General features: G+C 45.3%; 13 protein-coding genes. 6 read left to right on the top strand and 7 right to left on the bottom strand.

Features of this window, described 5'->3' with window-relative positions; genetic code table 11:
• Nucleotides 1-78 precede the first annotated feature (78 nt).
• Complete coding sequence (locus tag QUA01_RS13100) at nucleotides 79-327, bottom strand: hypothetical protein (RefSeq protein WP_194068215.1); 249 nt, start codon at nucleotides 325-327, stop codon at nucleotides 79-81.
• 1,178 nt (nucleotides 328-1,505) lie between these two features.
• Between QUA01_RS13100 and QUA01_RS13095 the strand changes: the two genes are divergently transcribed.
• A complete protein-coding gene (locus QUA01_RS13095) occupies nucleotides 1,506-1,886 on the top strand; it encodes a BON domain-containing protein (protein WP_333090060.1) in 381 nt (126 codons plus the stop codon).
• Between the two features lie 482 nt (nucleotides 1,887-2,368).
• Nucleotides 2,369-2,785, top strand: coding sequence for a DUF2294 domain-containing protein (locus QUA01_RS13090; protein WP_333090062.1), 417 nt, complete (start codon nucleotides 2,369-2,371; stop codon nucleotides 2,783-2,785).
• Here QUA01_RS13090 and QUA01_RS13085 read toward each other — a convergent pair.
• Nucleotides 2,754-3,215: a response regulator gene (locus tag QUA01_RS13085; protein ID WP_333090065.1), complete on the bottom strand. Its 462-nt coding sequence runs from the start codon at nucleotides 3,213-3,215 to the stop codon at nucleotides 2,754-2,756. The genes QUA01_RS13090 and QUA01_RS13085 overlap by 32 nt on opposite strands.
• 669 nt (nucleotides 3,216-3,884) lie before the next feature.
• On the opposite strand from QUA01_RS13085, the gene QUA01_RS13080 reads away from it, so the two are divergent.
• Both QUA01_RS13080 and QUA01_RS13075 read left to right on the top strand, forming a co-directional pair.
• On the top strand, nucleotides 3,885-4,685 hold the full coding sequence (locus QUA01_RS13080) for a DUF2267 domain-containing protein (protein ID WP_333090066.1): 801 nt from the start codon (nucleotides 3,885-3,887) through the stop codon (nucleotides 4,683-4,685).
• Nucleotides 4,686-5,053: 368 nt separating this feature from the next.
• The gene (locus QUA01_RS13075; RefSeq protein WP_333090068.1) at nucleotides 5,054-7,702 is read left to right on the top strand and encodes an EAL domain-containing protein; all 2,649 of its coding nucleotides are present in this window, start codon (nucleotides 5,054-5,056) and stop codon (nucleotides 7,700-7,702) included.
• A 422-nt stretch (nucleotides 7,703-8,124) separates the two neighbouring features.
• Here QUA01_RS13075 and QUA01_RS13070 read toward each other — a convergent pair whose 3' ends face one another.
• The 3 genes from QUA01_RS13070 to QUA01_RS13060 form a co-directional block, all read right to left on the bottom strand.
• Complete coding sequence (locus QUA01_RS13070) at nucleotides 8,125-9,777, bottom strand: alpha-amylase family glycosyl hydrolase (protein ID WP_333090069.1); 1,653 nt, start codon at nucleotides 9,775-9,777, stop codon at nucleotides 8,125-8,127.
• Between the two features lie 225 nt (nucleotides 9,778-10,002).
• Nucleotides 10,003-11,187: an RNA-guided endonuclease InsQ/TnpB family protein gene (locus QUA01_RS13065; RefSeq protein ID WP_333090071.1), complete on the bottom strand. Its 1,185-nt coding sequence runs from the start codon at nucleotides 11,185-11,187 to the stop codon at nucleotides 10,003-10,005.
• Between the two features lie 423 nt (nucleotides 11,188-11,610).
• On the bottom strand, nucleotides 11,611-12,330 hold the full coding sequence (locus tag QUA01_RS13060; RefSeq protein ID WP_333090073.1) for a response regulator transcription factor: 720 nt from the start codon (nucleotides 12,328-12,330) through the stop codon (nucleotides 11,611-11,613).
• Nucleotides 12,331-12,862: 532 nt separating this feature from the next.
• Between QUA01_RS13060 and QUA01_RS13055 the strand changes: the two genes are divergently transcribed.
• Nucleotides 12,863-14,758 carry a sensor histidine kinase gene (locus QUA01_RS13055; RefSeq protein WP_333090076.1) on the top strand — a complete coding sequence of 632 codons (1,896 nt, stop codon included), beginning with the start codon at nucleotides 12,863-12,865 and terminating at the stop codon, nucleotides 14,756-14,758.
• 333 nt (nucleotides 14,759-15,091) lie between these two features.
• On the opposite strand, the gene QUA01_RS13050 is transcribed toward QUA01_RS13055, so the two are convergent.
• Nucleotides 15,092-15,619 (bottom strand): orange carotenoid protein N-terminal domain-containing protein, encoded by a 528-nt coding sequence (locus QUA01_RS13050; protein ID WP_333090077.1) that lies wholly within the window; start codon nucleotides 15,617-15,619, stop codon nucleotides 15,092-15,094.
• Between the two features lie 327 nt (nucleotides 15,620-15,946).
• Between QUA01_RS13050 and QUA01_RS13045 the strand changes: the two genes are divergently transcribed.
• The gene (locus QUA01_RS13045; RefSeq protein WP_333090078.1) at nucleotides 15,947-16,312 is read left to right on the top strand and encodes a hypothetical protein; all 366 of its coding nucleotides are present in this window, start codon (nucleotides 15,947-15,949) and stop codon (nucleotides 16,310-16,312) included.
• A 256-nt stretch (nucleotides 16,313-16,568) separates the two neighbouring features.
• Here QUA01_RS13045 and QUA01_RS13040 read toward each other — a convergent pair.
• A partial coding sequence (locus QUA01_RS13040; RefSeq protein ID WP_333090080.1) for a glycerate kinase occupies nucleotides 16,569-17,570 on the bottom strand: 1,002 nt, incomplete at its 5' end.

The following is a 17,570-nucleotide window of genomic DNA, read 5'->3' as shown; positions in this document are numbered from 1 at the left end:
TGAGCTGGCAATGCGTCCGCGAACTAATAAAAAGAAGAGGATTTGACCTCTTCTTTTATTGCTGCGGTTTCTGCTTGTTTAAGCACTTTTCTGTTGGTCAAAAAACGAATTCTGCCCTTCTTCAGTCGATATTAAATTCCACCCTTGAGTTGTCAGCTTCTGAAAAGTTGCCCATCCCTTAGAACCGTCCTTTTCCAGGTAGTCGGACGCCGCGAACTGCGGAAAAGCTGTATAAGGCCGCCATGCTTGACGTACTTCGGTACGCAAGTGCAATATCTTTTCTCCATTGCCTCCCAATCGGGGCAACCAACACATTTGTTTTAGCATTTTTAACACTCCAGAGTTTTACAGTAACGGTAATTCGCCAACATCCCAAATTAAACTTTTAGAACCCTAGAGATACTGCTCGGAATATCTAACAGGTAACAGGGACGGATGAGATTTTCACCGATTACCAATTACTGAGGTAGCAGCAGTCGTCAAAGTTGATTTGGGTTCTCGAAAATTTCTCATTCCAAGACTAGAGAACTAATACTGTCAAGGCATAAGCAAAAATAATCATTGCTATGATCTGCTCAAACTTGACTTAAAGGCGATCGCGCGAAAATCCAGTTGCATAAAGCATTAATTTTTCTGGTTTCCCTTGCTTGGTAATTACAAGCTCATGCTCCCCCTTTCCGCCTAAAATTACATCTTTCTACAGTATTAGTTTTGTAAGCTAAAAAATGTTCCTTTAGTTACAATTATTAAATTTTTGTCACGATTTATATTGTTATCAAAAGTTCAATTACTTTTCATAAACAGCGATTAATAATTTTTAGTAACTTTAGCTACATTTGCTCTGGATGGGTGAACAGTTTGGACGATCGACAGGGCGAACTCCCAACCGGCCCAACAAACTGCAATGGTTTTTATTAAAATATAGACCTAATCATGAGTTTCTGGAATGTTACAAAAACCTGATTTTGGTGCGGCTAAGTTTGCCTGCACTTTAAACTAAAAATATATATTTTATCCAGAATATTAAGCAGCTAAAGTGTTAGCTTACTACCGTTGAAACGATTATAAAAGGCGAGCTGTAGTAACCAATTCTTATGATAATTATCTATCTGGTAACAGCATTCCTAACTTTCCTGCTGTGGGGGCTTGGCACATTGGGCGTACAACAAAATTGTACAAGTTGGGGAATAAGACTTTAAGTTTGATTGGCGGACACGGTGAGCGCTGGTATTTGTTTGAGAGTGGGAGAATTTATGTCTCGAGACAGATGATCTGCGAACTCATGCAACATTAAATGGTATTTAAGACTGGCGCAAACAACTCACAAAACCCGGCTTTCCTAGCGGGGATGATGGTGAAACGATGTTTTTTTGTATAAAAATTCGGTTTCTGCGTCTAGCGAGTACGATCGCAATTCCTGGTATTGAGCATAACAAATGTACTGCGATCGGTCAACTGTCACTTAACACAAAAATTAACACAAACTTTGTCGGAGGACAAACTCTATGGGCTGGCTAAAAAGATTGTTTGGTTTAGAAAAACTTGAAAATCAAGAAAATGTGCAAGCTCCGGCTTACCAAGCGCCTGTAGCTCAAGCTCAAGCACCTGCTCAACCTGCTGCTGCGAGCCCTCAGACAATCCCGCCGGAACGCATGGGATTGAATGGAGAATACGATCAAAGCGGTTTAGCTAAACGGGTAGCTCAGGCCTTTGATGCAAATCCTGATGTTGCGGATATTGAGACTGTTTATGTGGCGCAACTCGGCACTACGGTTGTTCTCAAAGGTACAGTTCCCAGCCAAGAAATTGTCAACAAGTTGGTGACAATTGCTAAAGGTGTTAAGGGTGCAACTGCCGTGGAAACGAATGAAGTTACTGTCGGCTAGCACGAAGGTTTTTTATAACAGTTAACATTTAACTGTTAACTGTTATAAAAAACCGCCCGTCATAGTTAGGCGTTCTTAATTGCACTTTCCCCATGCAGTCGATTGCAACGGATGCCTCGGGAGTTTTGCAAAAATCATTTTTATTATAGTGCGAGCGTCCCCGTTCGCGAGTTGTAAAATACGTTATTCGGGGACGCTCGCACGCTCAAATGCAAAACACCAGATGCTCCCGACTGCAACGGAGGCTTCTGGCGACGATAACTAAACAGTTCATTCTTATGCCTCCAGCCTCCAGCCTTCTTCCTAATGACTAGCCTTCGACTTCGCTCTTTGGCTAGAACGACTACTGACTAATGACTAATGACTACTGACTACTAAGAGGGCCCGCACGCACCATCCACCGCCCCTACTGACTACTGACTAATGACTACTGACTTCTTATATAACAGTTTTTTTGAATTATCTCGCTGTAGCTAAAAAATATGACCGGGGAAATTTTAGTACCTACTCGTGGCAAATTAGAACGGACTCTTGCACAGGGTGTTCAAGCTTTGTACCGCTCTCTACTAGGACACCAAACGAGTCAGGCTCTGTGCAATATTTTGGATAATAAATTGATAATTGTGATCGAAAATGCGATTACTCAGCCTGAAAAGTTGCTGGCTCAGAACGGTCAGGAAGATTTGGCTTCGCAGGTACGATCGCAATTAGACTCTGTTCTGGAATTGCAACTGAAAGACTTAATCAAAGAGGTTTTAGGTGTGGGCGTGACAGATTTGCTCAGCGATGCGACTTTGGAGACTGGCCGCACGGGAACCATAGCAATTTTGGAGTCTGCACCTAAAGTTCGCGAGGCGAGTTCTAAGTCTAAAACTCAACCAGAAACGGCTGATAGTTGAGGTGGTGGCGGATAATAGTTTCTAAATCCTTGATATTAAAAGGTTTAGAAAGGTATGCAACACACCCGGCTTGGAGAATCCGATCGCGGTCTTCTGTTTTTGCTAGGGCTGTGACAGCCACGATCGGAATATTGGCGAGTTCGGGGTTTTGTTTGATTCGCTTGACGAATTCTATACCGTCTAGATCCGGCAGGCAAATGTCGAGTACGATGAGGTCGGGAGAGCGATCGGCTGCTGCTGCTGACAGAGCACTGTAGCCGTCAACGGCTCCGATGAACTCGCAGCCGAACAAATCGAGTATTTGCGTCAGCAGTTCCAAGTTGTCGGGATTGTCGTCTACCGCCAAAACTAGAGGACGGTTGTTAATCGCCCATTGACCGTTATTTAAAGACGATGATTCCAAAGTCTGAGTCCAATTAGGGTAGTTCATAAATATCGATCGAAAAACGATCGTCAAAGTTATCAGCGAGGCATTCCTCAAGTGGCGCTCCGGCACTCGAAACAGATTGGCTCGTATTTGTAGCTCTCAGACGATCGGTCTTTGGTCTAGCTCGATTGTACAATATCGCTGCTAGTTGGGGCAAAGACTGTATCAGTCTATTGATACCATAGCATCTCCATAATTTTACTGATCTAGAGTGCAAATATATCAACTTATACGAACCCGTGCGCCAGCCTTGGCAAGCAGAGGCGATCGCCACCAAAAGTCTTGCCAGAAAAGCCTTTTATTTTAATTGCTTTCATTGTTTTCAACAGTGGTAAAGGCTTTGCTGAATACTACCTGCACAGTCCCGGAGGCAAAAAACCAGATTTCTCGGAAAAATCGTCGATCTATTCCGAGAGATGCTTGACGCAGAAACCGGGTTTTCGACCTCGCCCCCGCGCAGGACTACCAACAGCACACTGAGGTTTAAATCAGTAAATATACCTAAAGCAAGATTATAACAGACACAAATGTTTAACAATTTCCCCCTGTTGAGAGATACTTGTTGAGCAGATTTATATTTTAATGTTTGTAAGTAGTAATTATGGCAATTTTAGCAATTAAAAATATGATTTTTTACTTGCTGTTTGCCGGATATTAACCAAGGAGATATTGATGACAATTGCAATCAGAGACGACCTGACTTACATTTTGCTCAAACAGATTGGCAGCGGCAACGCCAAGGGAGAGTCGGCAATTAGGAATGCAGCCGAAGAATATGTCAGTCGAGAAGTGGCTGAAGCGGAATTGCTAGGTCACTTGGACTACCTCAACCAAAAAGAATTTATCAAAGCAGAGTTTAGCGGAGAGCCTTACGGAGGGACTGAGTTATTGCCGCCTTTAGTGGCATTTCAAACAGCCGATTTAACCGAAAAAGGTCGCAAAATGTTGCAGAAAATGGAGACGAATCCTCCTAAATCCCTGCATCAAGAAGGGTCAGCAGTTCCGATCGCTTCTAAGGATATGCCCTTTTTGGAAAAAGTGATGGTAAACGGTCATTTGGAGGATATTTTTGATGCCCGCGATATTACCGAATTGGTGTACCGGACAATGCGAGACTTGATGACAACAGAAGCAAGCGATCGCGTGGAAGCCGAACTGCACACAGAAGTTTTGCCGACGGACGACAAAACCCTGCAAAAAGAAATAGCAGATCTCTGGAAAGATACGAATCCGCTGGTGGGATTGCTGAGCCGGGTGCGCCCGCCTTGGCAAGGGCCTGCACCTTTTGTCATCGATTCCAACTTGTTTATTTTTCGGGTGGAACAAGAAGGTGGACTTCCTTCTGGGGTAAAACCGGAAACTGCGATCGCCGCCGTATTTTCCGCAACAAAGGATGAGTTGTCCGAGGAACGAATTCAGGAAATAGCGGGCTTTTTGCCGGACAGAATTCTGAAAATTTGGCAATCGGCTTGACAGGATATTTCCGAGTATAAATACTTAGCAACCGGGTTGAGGAACCAGCATTCTGTGCGTATTGCCAGAAACTTGTCTCGTCAGCCCGGTTTCTGTGTGCCTCCAATTAGTTCGATCGAGACGAATGCAAGTCCTAAATGGATCTGGAGTTCCATGTTTGTCGGTCGAACCTTGTAATTGCTTGCTGTGAGAAACCGGGTTTCTCGCCGAAATTTGTCGGCAAGTCAGAACGATCCCTAAAAACCAAATTTCTTGGTTTTACGTTGAATAAATCCCCCAGACGCAGCGAAAGTGTTGTATTCTATACTACAGGGCGAGTTGACACAGCAGCTCGCAAAAATGCTGTCAACAGCCGGAGATCAAAAGGGATGGCCCGTGCAAAAGTTAGACCCATGTCAAGATCGACTCTCGAACAAGAAATTTTACTCAATCGCATTACTAATCGCATTCGCAACTCTTTAGAACTGCAAGAGATTTTGACGACAACAGTGCGAGAAATTCGCAGTTTTTTAGGCAGCGATCGGGTAAAAGTTTATCGCTTTCAACCCGACGGTAGCGGTGAAGTGATTGCTGAGTCCATCAACGGCGACAATTTGCCATCCCTGCTTGGTTTGCACTTTCCGGCAAGCGATATTCCCAATAGTGCCCGCCAAATGTTTGTCAAAGCGCGGCAGCGAGTGATTGTAGATGTCCAATTGCAGCATCAAACAATTAATCGGTTAGATTGTCCCGAAACCGGCAAAACTTTAGCAGTTGAAGATATTCGCTATTCTCCTGTAGACTCCTGTCACGTTGAATATCTCACGGCTATGGGGGCGCTTTCTTCTCTGACGGTGCCGATTTTGCATCAAAATCAGCTTTGGGGGCTGTTAGTCTCTCACCACGGCAAACCGAAACGGTTTAGCGATCGAGAATTGAAAATGGTGCAGTTGCTAGTGGATCAGCTTTCCATTGCGATCGCCCAATCTTTTCTGCTGAGTCAAGCCCGACAGCAAGCGCGCGACGAAGCCGTTGTCAACCAAATTAGCAGTTTGCTGCACTCTCCTCTAGAACTCCACGAAATTCGGCAAGTAGTTCTCGAACAAACTGTCAAGCATTTGCACGGTTCGGGAGGGCGGCTGTACATTGCAGCCGAGTTTGGCGATCTGCCCGCTCAACTTTATACCTGCGGCCAGCAGCCTTCGGAGGGCGACTTGGAACTCAGCGAGTTTTGGCAGCAGATCATGGGGTTTTCCAATGAAAACGAAGCAGAAAAAACTGCCGTTAATACCAGCCAATTAGGTGTTTTTCCAAATTTACATTCCGAGCATTACAGTTCAATTGATACAAATATTTCCGGTTTAATCGTACCGCAATTGTACGCGATTTCCGATATTTCTCAAGAACCTCAACTCAAATCTTTATCTGCCAATTTGATCGAATCTGACCTGCGGTCATTTTTGGCAATACCGCTGCAATACGGCCAACAGTGCATCGGCTGTCTCACCGTTTTTCGCAGCCCCGTAGAAACCGAAATTTGGTGGGCTGGAAATTGCAATTCCGACGCCCGGAACGATCGTCCCCGACAGTCCTTTACAGCTTGGAAAGAAATCAAAACCGGGGAAACTCAACAGTGGAACACTGAGGAACTGAAGCTAGCAAAATCTTTGGGAACGCACCTGTACATGGCTGCAATGCAGAGGCGCGTCGAGGCGATGATCCGACATCAAGCTTCTCACGACCAACTAACTGGTTTAGCGAATAGATTGCTGTTTAATCAAAGGCTGTCTTTAGCTTTAGCTAATGCTCACCAAAACGCCGAAATGCTGGCGGTAATCTTTCTAGATTTGGACAGATTTAAAAATGTTAACGATACTCTCGGACACCCCGTGGGCGATTTGTTGCTGCAAGGTGTATCTCGGCGTTTGACTAACTGTTTGCGCGCGGGTGATTCCCTCGCTCGTTGGGGCGGGGATGAATTTACCGTGCTGCTGCACAATATCAACAGCCCAGAGGAAGCAATTAAGGTTTGCAAGGAAATTATCCACAGTTTGAGCAGTCCTTTTGATTTTGACGGGCTGGAGCTTTATACTAAGGCTAGCTTGGGAATTGCTTTGGCTCCTTACGACGGAGAAGATGCAGAAACTTTGCTAAAAAATGCTGATGCTGCGATGTACAGAGCCAAACAGAAGGGTCGGAATAATTATCAGTTTTACACGCGGGCGATCGGCAATCAAGTCTCCGAAGAACTTAACTTAGAAAATCAGCTTTACAAAGCTCTGAAAAACTCAGAATTTGTGCTGCACTATCAACCGCAAATAAACTTAAATACCTGCAAAATAGTCGGAGTGGAAGCTCTGATCCGCTGGCAGCATCCCGAACGCGGTTTGATTGCTCCCGATCGATTTATTCCCTTGGCTGAGGAAACAGGATTTATCTGCCAAATAGACGAATGGGTGATGCGGACTGCTTGCTTGCAAAATCGTGCGTGGCAGTTAATGGGATTGCCGCCCATGCGGATAGCTGTGAATTTATCAGGCCGCCAGTTTATGCAGCCTAACACGGTACAAACCATCGCTAAAATTTTGTCAGAAACCGAGTTAAATCCTGAGTATTTGGAAATAGAAATTACTGAGAGCATTGCGATGACCGATGTGAATTTTACGGTGTCGGTATTGCGGCAGTTACAGCAAATGGGAATTCACATTTCTCTGGACGATTTTGGCACCGGTTATTCTTCTTTGTGGTCTCTGAAAAACTTTCCGCTCAATAATTTAAAAATAGACAAATCCTTCGTGGCAGATTTGCTCAACGGCAGCAGCGGTGCTACGATTGTGAAAGTGGCGATCGCCCTGGGACAGGGCTTGAATTTACAGGTGATTGCAGAGGGTGTGGAAACTGCCGAACAGTTGGCATTTTTGCAGTCGTTGCAGTGCGAGATGGGTCAAGGTTACTTCTTTAGCAAACCATTACCGGTGGCTGCCGTAACCGAATTGTGCCGGGAAAATCAACTGAGTAAAATATGTAGTTTAAATTAACAACCCGGAAGCAAAACAAAAAAGGGCGCTGCCTAATTGCGGGATGATTTTGATTGTTTTGTGGGATGGGAGTCGGGCCCGAAGGCGTGTATTTTCAAAGCACGTACTACCAGAGGCAGGCATTCGCGGGGTGTACAGCAACGGTCACAGCGCGATCGGGCATTTTCGAGTGCCCAAATCATTGCTATTATTACCTCTTCCTGCTGCCTGCTGCCTGCTGCTGTACTTCATAAACCTGGAATATGCTGTATTTCTTGGGTTCAGGGCATCGGTCTACACTGCTTTCTCCTGTAAGTTGCTTTCCTCAAAGGAGGCAGAGCCTCCGGATCTGCGTTACCAGGCTCTGCCTGGTAACGAGCAAACAGTCAACAGTCAACAGTCAACAGTCAACAATTCCGGTATGAGTGCAAGCGGAATTGATATTACTGCCAAACAAAGACTTTTGCTTCGTATTCCGGCAAGTCAATCATAATATGGTCATCGCCGGATTCAACATCATAATTTCCCGTCCATTCATGCCAAGTTCCGTTGGCCGGGAAGTGGGGAACGCTGTAATCTGCCAGATAATTTTCCGACATATTCGCCACTACCACAACTCTCGAACCTTCATCGTTCCAACGAGTGTAAGCAAACACTTTCGCGTCGGGATCTTCGTGGAAAAAGTCGATGTTTTCTGTGTAAAGTGCTTGGTTATTTTTACGCAGGTGAATCAAGCCTTTGTAGTATTCCGACAAACCTTTATTCATGTCATTTCCTAGCAGCGTCCAGTCGATTTTAGATTGCTCGATTGTTTTGGGTTTGTATTCGCCAAATTCTTCGCCCATCCAAATCAGCGGCACGCCAACTGCCGTCATTAACAGCGCAACTCCCAACTTCGCCCGCTTGAATGCTGCTTCATCCAAAATTCCGCGATCGCCCAATTCTGAGAATAGGCGATCGTGGTCGTGATTGCTCAAATAATTGACTACATTTGTAGCGCCCAAGAAACCTTGGCGCTTGCAGTCGATTATCTCTTTGAGCCGCTCTAAATCAAAATTATCGCCGCACAGTTGTGGAATCAGCGAGTGATAGAAACTGTCGTGCCAGCAGCCGTCCATCGGCCCGTCTACATTGGTGATGCTAGGCTCTTCGGGAATGTATTCGGCAATAGTGTAAAACGGTTTTGGGCCGGCGACATTTTTGGCTTCTTGAACGATCCAGTGCATGAAATCGTAGTTGGCAATTTGTCGCGCTGCGTCGAAACGAATGCCGTCGAGATGGTATTCTTGAACCCAATAGCGGACTGCATCGCCGGCAAATTTGCGCGCTGGGTAAGTTCCTAACTTTTCGTCGTAAAATTCGTAGTTGAATTCCGGGCCCCAATTGTTGTCTGGATCGCGGGGGGCGTGGTGGTACCAATAATCGTGATCGATTTGGGTGAGGGGGCTGGATGATTCGGAGTGGTTGTAAATCCCGTCGATGATGACGCGAATGCCGCGGGCGTGACACTCGTCTATGAGGTTTTTGAGTTCTTCTGTGGTGCCGTAGCTGGACTCAGCTGCGAAGAAGTAGCGGGGGTTGTAGCCCCAACTGTAGTCGCCAGGGTATTCTTTGAGGGGCATTAGTTCGATCGCGTTGATGCCGAGATCTGCTAGGTAATCGAGTTTTTCGACTACGTGCTTGTACTTGCCGCGGGCGAGGGGATCTGCTTCGCCGCCGGAAAAGTCGGCAACGTGCATTTCGTAAATTACTAATTCTCGATCGGCAGGGAGGGGTTTGTCGTCGTGTTTCCAGACGTAGCTATCGACGATGCGATCGCCATTTTTGATCCTAACAACGGCGTTTTGACTCGGATCGTCAATGTCAGTCGCGTAGGGATCTACCACATCTACCCACTCATCTGCTTCCAGAAACCAGCTTTTCGACTGCACGCGGAATTTGTATTGATAAACGCCATCCTCTAAATCTACTTTGGTGCTGAAATTACCTTCTTCATCCTTTTCCATCGGAATTTCTTCCCAATTAGAAAAACACCCCATCAAGGCAGCTCCTTTGTTGTAAGGAGCAAATAATTTGAATTCAATTGGAGCCTCCATAGTACCTCTTTTAGAATATTTCAGTAAGAGTTGATAATTTTAATTTCGCAAATTTAAGCTAACTCAGGCATCAGTCTGCGGATATAACTTTTTTAACTGCTCAACTATTCCTCAAAGCAGGGTATTTTGCCCAGGCTTCTGCATTTTGTGAAGTGAAATCGCGCCAGTATTCTTGACACTCCCCTGCTATCGAGGCGAGGGGATTCTTGGATCAACCAGTCGAACTTATCTCTGTTTTGTCGCCACCAGCGAGTAGAGATCGGTCTGTCCCCCAGCGTGAATTCCGGTGTGCCCCACCGTATTTAAATTGATTCCTGCACGGGCTTTCAAACCCTTTGCTAAAATATTTCTTCCAGCGTTGTGGTCGCGATCTAGTATCGTTCCGCAACCGCAAATATGCGTTCGGGTTGATAAAGTTTTCTTAACAATATTGCCACAGTTTGAGCATTCCTGAGATGTGTATTGTGGCGGAACAGCGATAACTGTTTTGCTGTACACTTTTCCAAAATACTCTAACCATTCGGCAAATTGTGACCACGCGGCATCACTAATTGATTTAGCAAGTTTGTGGTTCTTGACCATGTTACGCACTTGAAGGTCTTCGTAGGCTACAAAATCGTTAGATTTCACCACGTACAACGCCGTCTTAATGGCAAAGTCTTTACGCTGCCGACTCACCTTTAGGTGCTTTCTTCCTAACTTGTTGATTGCCTTTTTACGGCTTTGGGAGCCTTTCTTTTTCCGAGAAACTCGCTTCTGCAATCTCTTCAAAGCTTTTTCGCTTTTGCGGAGATACCGAGGATTGGGAACTGTTTCACCGTCGCTGTCAGTATAGAAGTGGTTTAATCCCACATCTATGCCGATAGTTTTGCCAGTAGAAACGGCTTCCTCTTTTCGTTCGATGTTGATGCAGAATTGGGCATAATAGCCGTCGGCACGACGCACTACCCTAATTCGCTTGATTTCATCGGGTGCGGAGAAATGCAAATCCCGATTACCAATTAACTTGAATTTTCCAGCAGCAAAGCCATCCTTAAACGTTAGGCATCTTTTGTCACTAGAAAGCGCCCAGCCGGATTGTTTGTACTCGACGGAACGAGTGTACTTCTTGAACTGCGGGTAGCCCTTTTTTCCGGGCTTCTTAGCTTTACAATTGGCGAAGAAACGTTGGATAGCAAAAATAGCACGTTCCGCCGAAGCTTGACGGGCCGTCGAGTTAAGCTTGCCTGCCCATTCAAATTCTTTCGCCACAACGGCGCATTGTTTGTACAGGTCTACTAACTTAATCCTGGAATTGTCTATCCAATGTCTAAGAGTTTTGTTTCTGACAAATTGAGCCGTCCGAATCATGTCGTCGATGATTCGATATTGCTCCGCTTTGCCTTTCAACTTAAACTCTAAAACTATCATTGGAATAGTTTATCACTTTTGCTAAAATTTTTACTTATAAGTCTGTATACTTAACAAGTCTTCACACTTTGTTATAATTAAAGCCGTCCTATAAGGACGGGGCTTTAGACCCAACTTTTTGGTAAGTGCGATCGCCATTTGTTTTATTTACGATCGTTCAATCTTAACTATTAGTATTTATATCATTATTTGACATCTATCTTAAGGTGTATTTACTGATAAATAATGATTTAAAAATATCTGCACTGGGATAGATGCGGAGGTAAATATAGCTTTTTAATACTTAAAAATATCGGGGTGGCGATGGTGAGATTGCCGTCTATATTTCTGGCAGTAAGGTGCGCGTTGCACACCCTACAGGATCTGGGTAAGGCGCGCCACGCGCACCCTATGTTAACTACTTTTTCGCCTTTGGATAACGCTTCATCCAACCAAGCCAGAACGGAGGGCGAGCACGGCCGCCTGAGTGCGATCGTCAGCGCACAACTTGTTTAAAATATTGCGGACGTGAGTCTTGACCGTACCGACAGTAATGTAAAGCTTTTCGGCGATCGCAGCATTGCTGTAACCCTGCACTATCAGTTCCAAAACTTCTAATTCTCGCTCGGTTAAAGGGTAAGTTTCAATGATGTGAGTGAACTCGGGTTCGGCAGCCTTAATTGTGACTCTTTTGCCCTCAACCTTCGGTTCTTCCGGGGCAGACTCTTTGGTGCGAGCTTGTTTCAGAACAATGCGCGCGATCGCCGGATCGATCCAAGAGTTACCTTCGTGAGTTACTTTTACCACATCTAACAACTGATCGAAGCTGATATCTTTCATGCAGTAAGAATCAGCTCCGGCGGCAAAAGCTGCCAGCACTTCTTCTTCATTGTCCTGAAAAGTCAGAATCAAAATTTTGGTATCCGGATCGGACTCCGCTACCGATTTTTTGAACTTTTGTGTAAGTTCAATACCGTCAAAATCTGGCAAACCAATGTCTACAATTGCCACATCAGGCTTTGAAGATTGAAGCAGTTTCAATCCGTCTGTAGCGTTAGCTGCATCGCCGACAACTTCTATCGTGTCACGCTGTTGTAAAGCTGTGCGGATGCCGACTCTTGTCAGGTCGTGGTCTTCTATCAATGCAACGCGAATTTTACTCATGTTTCTTCCAATAGTCCCCTAAACTTTTAAAATATCGTCCACTGACTCAGCCAAACTGAGTAAATTTGAGAATGTGTGCTGATTTAGAGTTTGACAAGCCGCACATCTTGTTTAAGCATACTCATGCAGTTGCCCTCTTGCAAGTTAATTTTTAAATTATTTTGCCGCCCTTGCCGGCTTGCGCCCGATCGCGGGACGGTTCAACAGTTGACCGGGGACTGTTGACTGGGGACTGTTACCTCGTACTCGATCGCGAAGAGATGGTCAGCGAGGGAAATTAATTTTTCCTTTCTCCCTCCAAAGGGAGGCTTTAAACCCATTTTTTTGCTGGTAAGCTCTCAATGTTTTTAACAGTTTAACTGAATTATGCCATTGTCCGCCCCTTGATAGAGGTAAAGATAACACTACTCAGATACATTTAAACTATAAAAACTTTTGATGCTTTCGGGCAATCAAAATAAATAAAGCTAGTAGCGCGATTCTTGAGTCGATGTTAGGGCTCGAGTTGAGTGCTTATTGATAAAAACCAGTTATGACTCACTATCACAGCAATAACTCTTTTCGCTCCGAGTTTTCCGACACGGAAGTGTTACACAAAGTATCAGAAATAACTTCCCCCCAACGACAAGTTTGGGACTGCAAAACTCAGGACGATCGCCTGCGATCGGCAATTCCTCACATAGTTTGGAAAGTAAATGCAAAGGGCTGGGCGACTTATTTAGGTCATGGCTGGGAGGAGTATACGGGGGTACCAGCAGCAGCAGCCTTGGGTTTCGGCTATTTAGCGCGCGTTCACCCAGAAGACCGTCCTCGTCTTTTGGCCCGATCCTCTTCGTTGGCGCAGCCCCCGCAGGGGCGGGCTTCGCTAACGCACAATCCTCAAACCCCGCCGCCAAGTTACGAAATAAAATTTCGTCTATTGGCGCGCTGCGGCACTTACCGCTGGAACCTAGCCAGAGGAGCGCCCGCGAACCCAGAAAGTCACGATATTTTAGAGTGGGTGGGAACCTACACAGATATGGACGCGATCGAACAAACTCAAGCCGGGACAGAAGCAGAACCAGAATTTTTGGGGCCCCAAGCGTGCTCGCAAGCTAACTTCCGAGCCGAAAATTTGTGCGAAAACAAGACGCTAACGCAGGTGGGGCAAGATTTGCAGGCGATCGAGCGGTTTACAAATTTGTTAAGCCAGCGCGCGGGTAACTTGTCGGAATTGTTACAAGCAATCGCAGACGCTACTTTAGAGGCGATCGCCGGAGCTGAATTTTGCCTGGTAGCGCTCCCCGACTGCGATTGCAGCGGCCTCAAGCTCACCGCTGTCGGAGGCTCCCAAAGCTTTGAGAAAGGCAAAACCCCGCAGGTGCAAAACAACCTGCTGTTGAAAGCGTTTGCGACGGGAGAGTCGCAACTGTGCTACTCTGACTGCGACTCGGGATTCCCGGCGGCGACAATCGCTGCGGCGATCGAGTCGGGAGAAAGTGGGCGTTTGGGCGTGTTGGCGATCGGCACCGGGAAAGAGTGCGCGGCAATTGAGGGATCTGTGCAACTGCTGGCGGTAATGGGAAAACAAGCTGCGATCGCCATTAACAACGCGCGGGCGATCGAAAAATTAAAAAAGCAAGAACAGCTTTTAGAGTTGCAAAACGAGCTATTAATTCGCCAGCAGGAAGAACTGGAAAATCAGGGCCGGCGCATTCAACAGCAAAAATTGCAATTGCTAGAAGCAGCGAAGTTAAAATCCCAATTTTTGGGCACCATGTCCCACGAATTGCTAACTCCCATGAATTCGATTATCGGCTTTTCTCAATTGCTGCTGCGCCAGCACAAACAACTGCTGACAGAGCCGCAAACAAAGATGGTATCGCGGATTTTAAATAACGGCAAAAACCTGCTAACCCTGATTAACGATATCCTCGAACTCTCCAAAATTGAGAGTTGCCGCACAGAATTAGAAATAGAAGAATTTAATTTAGCGCACTTAGTAATGGATGCCGCTCGGGAATTTGGAACTCAAGCCACCGAAAAGAATGTAGCAATGTCTGTCAGCGTCTGCTTGCAGGAGCGGTTGATAGTTAATGACAAGTGGCGGCTGCGGCAAGTTTTGGTTAACCTAATTTCCAACGCGATTAAATTCACGCATCAGGGCTGCATTTCGATCGAGGTGCGGGAATTAAATGGCGATCGGCTAAGTATCACAGTTCGGGATACAGGAATCGGCATCTGTGAAACTGATATGCCCAAAATTTTTGACAAATTCCGCCAAGCCGACCAAACCGCAGCCCGCGCTTATCCAGGTACGGGTTTAGGATTAGCGATTTGTACTTCTTTAGTTCAGATGATGGACGGCACAATTGCCGCAGAAAGTCAACTAAAACAAGGTTCGACATTTACGATCGAAATTCCGCGCAAAATTCACGCTCAGCTATAAAAAATGCAGGAAACAAAAGGAAGAAGGAAGTCCGGTTAGATCCTTTTTGATAGCATCAAAATTATGTATTGCTGTCTCCGAAGAGCGAAATCGATCGCTATTCGGGGACAGCACTCTTAAGGATGCAAATATACAATTCTGATGCTACCGAATTTGATATTGGCGATCGTATTATGTGCGATCGATTACCAAAACAAAAACGTTCCTAGATTGCGGACTCGCATTCCGCAATCCAGGAGCGGACTCCCATTCCGCGCTGCGAACTAACCTATCTGTGCGGTTAATCGCTCGGACAGGATTCTGCGTTTAGCTCGAAGCGGTTTTAACAACCGACTAAAGACTAGAAGTTTTCCCAACTTCAGCCTGAGTAGCAATTGGTTTAACATCGGTGTGGCCCATATTATTAGCTACATCGCGCAGCACCGAAATTTGCTGTTCAAAATCAAGACCTTCAATTTCACCCAACACGCCATTGACAGCCTCAGTTGCCTCATATCCTTCGGGGATATCGACAATTTTATCACCCATACCAATAGCCCAAGCATACCAAACCACCAACTGATTATTAGCAGTTAAAGCTCCGTAATCGCGAGAATAAGGCGTGTCATCGCGGTTGACAATAGCTCGCATTATATTCAGTTGTTCATCATCAGAAAGGTTGTAAAAATCACCTAGCAGCACGGGAGCTAATTCTGGCTCTGCGGCTTGGGGAGCTGCTGGTGTAATTGAATCTCCCATTTCTTCATAAATAAAGTAGAGCAGCGCCAGTTTTTCATCTGTACCCAACCCGTTGATTTTCTGAACTATCTTTTGAGTGTCGTTGGAGAGAGAGTGAGAATTGGTTTCGGCGGGTGAGTTCATAAATAAGTTCCTTAAAAATGCTTCCAGAATATATAGATATCAAGATTGGTAAGTACAAGTCACCATCCTCTAGAGGTAATGTGATTTAAGATTTGAGATTTGAGATTTGAGATTTAAGATTGGCAAATGACTGACTTTATAAGGATTTGGGGTACGGTCTGGCGGTTAGATTAGTTTTTTATACGGACGTAATGTTTAGCCACCAGTAGTCAAAAGTCATCCTTAAGATAGAAGCCACCGATACATCTGCAGATAGATGAAAAAGCTGCGAAATTAATTTATTATTTAGATATTGAATTCTTAAATAAAACTAGCAAGGAGTCCGATATGTCTGAAGTCAGTAAACAAGCAAATAACTCTCAAACATTTGACGCTCAGCAAATAACTGAAAATGTGGAAGCTGGAGAACAAAAGTTGCAGAATGTTGATGTATCGGCAGACTACGAAGCTTCCAAAGAATTCAGCGTTAGTGAAGTCGATCGCACAAGTGCAGGTGCCAAAGCTGCCGCCGCCGCAACTAAGCCTAAATTTGATGTTCCTGCTCCTAAAGATATCCCAACATCGACAAATTCAAGCAGCAAGCCCGATGATTTTCGGGCGATGGCTAAGGAAGTTAAGCCTGCTGGTACACCGGCGAATGTTACCGACGATTTGGTAGAGAAGGCGATCGATCGCGGTACTCCTGGCAGTTAATTGAGAAATTCTCAATCCTCGACACATAATATCAATTCCAGTTGCACTCCAACATGATGTTAACTGTTAACGGTTAATAGTTAACAGTCAACAGTCAACAGTCAACAGTGAATTTACTATTCCGATGAAGAGAGGATTTGATATAATACCAATTTCATAAAGTAGCGCTAGATATTACCCCCCCCAAAGTATGGGGGGTAAGACTTCATCAGCAGATCTTAAAAAAAATTTTATATCTATGAAGTTTTAAGTGTCGCTAATTGCTTGATTTTAAGTCGATCGCCCGACAAATCTTGCTCGCAGTGCGATCGTCCAAAATTTCTATTACCAAGTCTACCCGATCGCCCTCCAGCATCGACTGCATAAATAACTCAGGATGCAGCCCTTTCCAGAAATATTCAACAAACCGATTAATTTCGGCTTCCGACATTCCCGACTTACCCGCCGCCATCATTTCCCGTTCCGCCTGATTGCGCCACACTTGAGAAACGCGGTAATCTCGGGGATACAAAACCATCAACCGATCTAATCGGTTCCACAGCGGCAAATAGTCGTGCAGCTTCGCATTCATATCGCGCGCAAACTGACAGTCAGCCTCTGTAGAAAGCGGAAACGGCGCAGTTGCTAAAAACTCGTTCAATGTGGCATCAGCGACTGGATTCATGCCGACAAACCAACCTTCAAACAGTACAATATCCGCACCGCAAATAATTTCGGGTTGAGTTCTGTCTCCCGCACCACCCCAGGCAGATTTGTCAAACCTGGGAATTTCTATATTTTTAATTATATCTGTTTTCGGGAAATCGGATTTTAGATTGTCAACTGCTGCTAATTCGCTAGTTTCTGAACCTCGCAACTTGTCTAAAACTGCGATTCCCAAGTCAATATCGTGAGTTCCGGGGGGGCCGCGCCAAATTAAACGGGGGTCTGTTTTTTGGAGTTGTTGGCGATCGGCATAAGTCTTGTAAAGGTCATCTAAAGAAATGCTGACCGTAGAATATCCCATTTTTCCCAGAATCACCTTCAAAACGTGGCATAAAGTCGTTTTCCCGGTTCCTTGACTGCCTAAAATGCCTTGAATTAGAGGACGGTTAAAACTTGGTTTTTCAGTAGATAATTGGATTGCTAGCGGCAGCCAAAGATTCCACAAAGTTTCGAGAAAAATAGTTGACTTGTGCGGGAAAGTATGCAGTTGGTCAAGCAGAGCAAAGAATAAATCGGTTTTGTGACGGACAACATCGGCTGCTGAGTCGGGAGT

This window comes from Microcoleus sp. S36a_B3 (assembly GCF_036700745.1).
Taxonomy (GTDB): Bacteria; Cyanobacteriota; Cyanobacteriia; order Cyanobacteriales; family Microcoleaceae; genus Microcoleus.
This window is presented reverse-complemented; position numbering and strand designations above follow the sequence as displayed.

Excerpts from the sequence above, each read along its gene's own strand:
- QUA01_RS13100 (WP_194068215.1), bottom strand. The coding sequence starts at position 327 with ATGCTAAAACAAATGTGTTGGTTGCCCCGATTGGGAGGCAATGGAGAA.
- QUA01_RS13095 (WP_333090060.1), top strand. The coding sequence starts at position 1,506 with ATGGGCTGGCTAAAAAGATTGTTTGGTTTAGAAAAACTTGAAAATCAA.
- QUA01_RS13090 (WP_333090062.1), top strand. The coding sequence starts at position 2,369 with ATGACCGGGGAAATTTTAGTACCTACTCGTGGCAAATTAGAACGGACT.
- QUA01_RS13085 (WP_333090065.1), bottom strand. The coding sequence starts at position 3,215 with ATGAACTACCCTAATTGGACTCAGACTTTGGAATCATCGTCTTTAAAT.
- QUA01_RS13080 (WP_333090066.1), top strand. The coding sequence starts at position 3,885 with ATGACAATTGCAATCAGAGACGACCTGACTTACATTTTGCTCAAACAG.
- QUA01_RS13075 (WP_333090068.1), top strand. The coding sequence starts at position 5,054 with ATGGCCCGTGCAAAAGTTAGACCCATGTCAAGATCGACTCTCGAACAA.
- QUA01_RS13070 (WP_333090069.1), bottom strand. The coding sequence starts at position 9,777 with ATGGAGGCTCCAATTGAATTCAAATTATTTGCTCCTTACAACAAAGGA.
- QUA01_RS13065 (WP_333090071.1), bottom strand. The coding sequence starts at position 11,187 with ATGATAGTTTTAGAGTTTAAGTTGAAAGGCAAAGCGGAGCAATATCGA.
- QUA01_RS13060 (WP_333090073.1), bottom strand. The coding sequence starts at position 12,330 with ATGAGTAAAATTCGCGTTGCATTGATAGAAGACCACGACCTGACAAGA.
- QUA01_RS13055 (WP_333090076.1), top strand. The coding sequence starts at position 12,863 with ATGACTCACTATCACAGCAATAACTCTTTTCGCTCCGAGTTTTCCGAC.
- QUA01_RS13050 (WP_333090077.1), bottom strand. The coding sequence starts at position 15,619 with ATGAACTCACCCGCCGAAACCAATTCTCACTCTCTCTCCAACGACACT.
- QUA01_RS13045 (WP_333090078.1), top strand. The coding sequence starts at position 15,947 with ATGTCTGAAGTCAGTAAACAAGCAAATAACTCTCAAACATTTGACGCT.